At 45.7% G+C, this 6,253-nt stretch carries 6 protein-coding genes; all 6 read left to right on the top strand.

Features of this window, described 5'->3' with window-relative positions; translation table 11 throughout:
* Positions 1-28 precede the first annotated feature (28 nt).
* From Q9R46_RS15895 to Q9R46_RS15870, 6 genes are read left to right on the top strand one after another with little or no spacing between them, the layout of a single operon-like run.
* Positions 29-880, top strand: a complete 852-nt coding sequence (locus tag Q9R46_RS15895) for a 3-hydroxyacyl-CoA dehydrogenase family protein (protein ID WP_311280693.1) — start codon at positions 29-31, stop codon at positions 878-880.
* Between the two features lie 18 nt (positions 881-898).
* The gene (locus Q9R46_RS15890) at positions 899-1,948 is read left to right on the top strand and encodes an HAD-IIIC family phosphatase (RefSeq protein ID WP_311280692.1); all 1,050 of its coding nucleotides are present in this window, start codon (positions 899-901) and stop codon (positions 1,946-1,948) included.
* A gap of 15 nt (positions 1,949-1,963) precedes the next feature.
* Positions 1,964-2,227 (top strand): acyl carrier protein, encoded by a 264-nt coding sequence (locus Q9R46_RS15885; protein ID WP_145332259.1) that lies wholly within the window; start codon positions 1,964-1,966, stop codon positions 2,225-2,227.
* Positions 2,224-3,108 (top strand): hypothetical protein, encoded by an 885-nt coding sequence (locus tag Q9R46_RS15880; protein ID WP_186331726.1) that lies wholly within the window; start codon positions 2,224-2,226, stop codon positions 3,106-3,108. The genes Q9R46_RS15885 and Q9R46_RS15880 overlap by 4 nt, the downstream gene beginning before the upstream one ends.
* Before the next feature lie 25 nt (positions 3,109-3,133).
* Positions 3,134-3,898: a thioesterase II family protein gene (locus Q9R46_RS15875; protein ID WP_311280691.1), complete on the top strand. Its 765-nt coding sequence runs from the start codon at positions 3,134-3,136 to the stop codon at positions 3,896-3,898.
* A gap of 18 nt (positions 3,899-3,916) precedes the next feature.
* Entirely contained in the window at positions 3,917-6,250 is a 2,334-nt protein-coding gene (locus Q9R46_RS15870; RefSeq protein WP_311280690.1) for an ABC transporter permease, read from the top strand.
* Positions 6,251-6,253 lie beyond the last annotated feature (3 nt).

Here is a 6,253-nt window from a genome sequence, read left to right as displayed (position 1 = left end):
ACCAGATCAACAGGAAGAGAGGTTAGGTATGCATAATCAGCTCATTGCAATTATTGGCGCAGGCGTAATGGGATGTGCTACAGCATTGGATGTTGCCAGAGCGGGGTATCGGGTCATTTTGCAGGATCATTCAGAGTCCGCCATTGCTCAGGCCCCTGATGTCATACGTCGTGAATACCGTTCAGCCTGTTTCTTGAAACAAGGATACGGTGAGGTTCCGCTCGATGTCATTATGGATCGAATTTCGTTCCAAATTCAGGACGAAGGTGTGGAAGAGGCTGGCGTCATTATTGAAAATGTGACCGAAAATATAGAGTCCAAAAAGGAAGTTTATGCGCGTTTGAGTCAAAAGGCCCGTCCGGATGCTCTTTACGCGTTGAACACAAGCTGTATTTCAGTAACCAAGCTGGCCTCCTTTTTACCTGATCCAAGACGCGCCATAGGTGTACATTTGATGAATCCGGTTCCGGTTAAATCGATGGTGGAGGTGATCAAAGGGCATCATACAACACCTGAGACAGAGCAAGAGATGGTAGCGTTTCTGGAGTCTCTCGGCAAAAGTCCGGTCGTCATCGAGGATCTGCCAGGTTTTGTATCGAACCGACTCTCCCATTTGTTAATGAATGAAGCAGCCTTTATTGTGCAGGATGGTATTGCTACAGCTGAGCAGGTCGATGCCATTATGAAAAAGGGTTTTAGTTATCAGATGGGCCCGCTGGAAACAGCAGATCTGATCGGTCTGGATACCGTCGTGCATTCGCTTAAAGTGCTTTACGACAGTTATCAGGATCCCAAATTCCGCTGTTGTCCGCTATTGCAGAAAATGGTGGATGCAGGAAACTGGGGACGCAAGACGGGGCAAGGGTTCTATGCCTATTAACGACAGGGAGGCATGTCCATGGAGCGGTTGAAAGATATTAAATGTATCGTATGGGATCTGGATCACACGATCTGGGACGGAGTCTTGCTTGAATCCGGGGATGTACAGCTGAAGCCGCGCATAAAGGAGGTGATAGAACAATTAGACCGTCGCGGAATACTGCACTCCATTGCCAGTAAAAATGACGCGGAGCTGGCTTGGGCCAAACTTACCGAATTGGGCATTGCCGAGTATTTTTTATACCCCGAGATTCACTGGGATGCGAAGTCCATTTCCATCCAGCGTATTCAGCAGAACATCAATATCGGAATGGATGCCATCTTGTTTGTGGACGACCAGCCGTTTGAACTGGAAGAAGTGAAAAGTGTACATGCGGATGTTCAGGTTCTTCATGCAGATCACTATGAGACGATGCTGAGTGATCCGAGACTGATGCCTCGCTTTATTACAGCAGACTCTTCCCGCAGAAGACAGATGTATCAGGCAGATACACTTCGTAAACAGGCCGAAGAACAGTATGAGGGTCCTTCGGAGAAGTTTCTGGCTTCACTTGGTATGAAGTTTACCATCTATGAAGCGACAGAGGATGATCTTCAGCGAGCGGAAGAGCTCACGGTTCGTACCAATCAGTTGAATGCTACTGGGATCACTTACAGTTATGAGGAACTACATCAGTTGATGACTTCACAGAATTACTTGCTATTGGTGTGTGAACTTGAAGACAAGTACGGAACGTATGGAAAGATCGGGCTCGCGCTTATTCATAAGCAGCCGGATATATGGAGACTGAACATGCTGCTGATGTCGTGCCGTGTCATGTCAAGGGGGGCAGGAAGTGTTTTGCTCACTTATATCATGCGTGAAGCGAGGCAACAGGGTAAGCAGATGCTTGCTGATTTCAGAGATACCGGTAGAAACCGGATGATGAATATCAGCTATCGTTTTGCTGGTTTTACGCAGCTGTCAGCAGATGCTGACGGGAAGATCGTTTTTTCTCATGATCTGAAGCAGGTCGTGGAGTTTCCGGACTATATTGAAGTTTGTGTGCCTGAAAGACAACATCAATAACAAGGGGGAAGAGCAGTGGATTATCGTCAGGAAATTCGAGATTTTATCGGAAACAATCTTACTATGGAACATGAGGACGCTCAAATCAGCGACAACGACAACTATTTTGAAATGAGATTTGTCAACTCACTCTTTGCCATGCGTTTAGTGGATTTTGTAGAGCGCAGATTCCAGATTGAGATCGGAAATGATGATCTGGACTTGGCCAATTTCAGTACCATTAACCGTTTGCATGATCTCATTGAGAGAAAGCTTGCTGCCAAGGAGGTGGCACGATGATTACAGCCAATCAGTCATCTGTTCGTCCAGTGTCCAGCCCGGCAGCCAGTCCTTCCAATAAGTATATGTATCTGTTTCTGGCGATGTCCTTCGGTACTTGTTATGGTATTGCCAGCTTGTTCATGTTCTTTCCTGATTTTATTGTACCCATCACCGGTGAACTTCATCTGATGCATCCGTTAGCTATCGTTGCTCTGTACTCTCCTTCGATTGCCGGATTAATTACATGTTATTTAATGGGAGGCAAAGACGCGCTGAAAGGCATGTTCTTGAAGCTGGTTCCGCGAAAAAAAGATCTGTTCTGGATTCCTGTGATTATCGGCATTTCCATCGTATTTGCTTCATCCATGCATTTTGGTTCCCTGCTATTCGGCATACCGGTTCCCGATCTGACATATAGTGTACCGGAAATGATCTGGCTTGGCATTTTGAACTTGTTCAAGGAAACGGGGCTCATCGGCGGTTTATTTGGCTGGATTGGATTCTTACTTCCCTTCCTGCAAGGCAAGTTGAAAAACAATGTAACAAGTGGTCTGATTACAGGATTCCTGTTTGGACTATGGGTGCTTCCGGGTTATCTGATTTCATCCTTTGGCACCTCAACCACATACATATACTACGTGGTGCAGCTTATGGCGTTTATCGTATTTCAGAGCTACATCTTCAATGCTACCAAAGGCACGCTATTGTTTTACCTTCTGGCTTTTTGGCTTGTCGCTACAGGAAGTCAGATCGATCTGTACTACTTCAATCCGCAAGTGCAGATCATGCAATTTTTCTTTTTCGTAATCTCGGCAATTATCATTCATATCGTCTTTAAGCGCAAAAAAGTGGACACAACGCTCCAGACATTTCCTGCATATGTTCTAGACGCGAAATAAAGCAATTAATGGTGGTGATGGAGTGATGGCACAGACTTATCTTGAACGACTGCAGAAGGGCAGGGAGAACAGGCAGGTGATCTGTTTTCCTTATCTGGGTGGACACTCCCGGAGTTTTTATCCTTTAGTATCTTACCTTCCGGATACGGAAATATGGGCATATACACCTCCCGGTCACGGGATGAATTCGGAAGAGCCTCTGGAACAAATGCAGCAACTTGTAGAGCTCTTTACGAACGAATTGTTGCCTATAATTCAACCTGGTGCAATGTTGTTTGGGCACAGCTTGGGCGGCATTACAGCTTATTATGTGGCTCAGCGGTTACATCAGGAGCTTCCGGATGTAGCCAAGACGTTGCGTCTTGTGTTATCCGCCTGCAATACGCCTGCTGAATGTGGATTGAAGCGATATGACCAGATGTCTGATGAGCATCTCATTGATCACCTTTTCTCTTATGACGGTCTACCTAAAGAGCTCATCCACGAAAAAGAACTTTTGCAGTATTTCATGCCTGTAATTCGGGCAGATTTTCGAATGCTGGAATCCGCAGCGACACTTGAATGTCAGCCTCTTTCACTGCCAGTGCTGTTTCTGTGGGGAGAACGGGACAACGCCGTTCCCCTTCAGTCAGCACTCAAATGGGAAAGATATTTTGATGTACCGATGAAGCTTCAGACCATTCGAGAGGGGACGCATATGTTTATCATGCACCACCCTTCAACAGTGGCGCATTATCTGACAAGCTTTATGACTCCAGAAGTAGAACGACTGAACATAGTAGATAGATGAGAGGAGCCATGTTAGTTTATGCTGCTGAGAATGCTGAGAAACGACTTAATGAGGAAAAAAGGAATTACGGCTGCACTGTTTATTTTTGTCCTGCTCGCCGCTTTGCTGGTATCTGCCGGTTCTCGAATGATCATGGAACTGACAAGTTCCATTCAGTATCTGTTCTCTGAATCGAAGACACCTCATTTTGTGCAAATGCACTCTGGAGAACTGGATCAGACCAAAGTAAACACATGGGCTGAAGGAAATGCAATGGTTGAGCAACATCAGATAGTTGAGATGGTTAACATCAATGGAGCTAACCTTTACCTTGGTGCAGAGTCCGAGAAAAATACCGTCATGGATATTGACTTCGTTACACAAAATCAGCAATTCGACTATTTACTGAATCTGAATAGTGAGATTATCCAGGTTCGTGATGGCGAGATTGCTGTACCTGTGTATTATTTACAGCAAAATAAATTAAATATCGGTGACCAGGTTCGGATCAATAATGGGGCTTTTGAGCGTTCATACACCATTGTTGATTTTGTGCGTGATGCACAGATGAATCCATCTGTTGTGCATTCGAAGCGTTTTATCGTAAGCCCGAATGATATGGGGCAATTGAAGCAAGGGGTCGGAGAGATGGAATATCTCATTGAGTTCCGACTGCATGATCCTGCCAAGACAAGTGAGTTCACCCAAGCCTATCAAAATGCAGGGCTCCCTAACGCTGGCCCGGTGGTGACCTACGGTTTGTTCCAGCTTCTCAATGGGATGACGGACGGAATTATCGCAGCCGTTATTATTTTGGTCAGCCTGGTGCTGATTCTGATTGCGATGCTGTGTATTCGTTTTACCATGCTTGCGACTATTGAGGAAGATTACCGCGAGATCAGCGTGATGAAAGCCATTGGTATCGCAGAGAAAGATATCAAGCGGCTCTATTTGGTCAAATATGTGTTTATGGCAGGTTTGGCTTCCGTTTTGGGTTACATCGCTTCCCTCGGAGTGAACCAGCTTTTTGTATCTAACATTATGCTGTATATGGGGAAAGCACCGGCTACATTACTGCATTTCGCCGTGCCTCTGCTCGCAGCAGGTTTGATTTTCACCATGGTTGTCCTGTTCTGCCGGGCAGTGCTTCGCCGTTTTCGTTCGATCTCTGCTGTGGAAGCCCTTCGCACCGGAAGTTTGGGGGATACGCAGATCGTTCGCAACCGTTTAAACCTGTCACGTAATCGCTGGTCTTCCGTGCCTGTTTTTCTTGGGTTAAAAGACGTGATGCAACGTGTCAAAATGTTCCGTTTGTTATTATTCGTATTCATCGTCAGTTCATTTATTATGATCGTACCGCTTAACTTTTTGAACACACTGCAGGCTCCAAGCTTCATATCTTATATGGGTGTAGGGCAAAGTGATATTCGAATCGATCTTAGGCATACCGATGATGTAGAGCAACGTTATGCTCAACTGGTGAATCAAATTGGAAATGACGCAGACGTTAAGAAATATTCACCTCTCGTAACGAGCCAGTTCAAGATTCGTAATGCGGAAGGCAGTTACGATAATCTCAGCGTGGAGAGCGGAGATTTCAGCATCTTTCCTTTGTCCTATCTTAGCGGGAACGCACCAGCAACAGATCGGGAAATTGCTCTCTCTGACGCCAACAGCAGTGAACTCAAACTCAAAACGGGGGATCAGCTGACCTTGCAAGTGGGCGGTCAAGACCAAGTGATGACGGTCAGCGGCATCTATCAGGATGTGACGAATGGCGGAAAAACAGCAAAGGCGCTTTTGCCTTACAACAAAGACAGTGTGCTCTGGTATGTAGTCAGTTTGGATCTGAAAGACCGCGGTGTGATGGCTGCCAAAATTGCAACATATGAGAAAGACTTCTCGCCAGCGCGCGTAACGGATCTTCAAGGATACTTGAATCAAACGCTTGGTGGTACGATTCAGCAATTAAAGCTGGTGACCACACTTGCACTGGCCATTGGCGTATTCATTTCTATTTTGATTACCTCTCTGTTCCTGCAGATGATGGTTGCCAAAGATAACAACGATATTGCTGTATTGCGAAGCATCGGCTTTGCGTTATCCAAGATCAAATTGAAGTATGTCGTGATGTCATTGGTCATCCTGATTGTAGGTGTAGCCGCAGGCACAATCTTATCCAATACACTGGGTCCAATGCTGGTTAGTGGCATTATGTCCTCCTTTGGCGCTTCAAAGATTGTATTTGTGATTGATCCGGTACAGGCGTATGTACTCTGTCCATTGCTACTGGCAGGAACGATCATTATTACAGCCTGGATCAGCATTCAGTCGATTCGGGAAACGAGCATTTCGAAAATGATAGTGGAATAGGGA

This window comes from Paenibacillus sp. RRE4 (assembly GCF_031844205.1).
GTDB classification, from domain to species: domain Bacteria; phylum Bacillota; class Bacilli; order Paenibacillales; family Paenibacillaceae; genus Paenibacillus; species Paenibacillus xylanexedens_B.
Note: the sequence above shows the minus strand (reverse complement) of the source record. Positions and strands in the feature narration are given on the sequence as shown.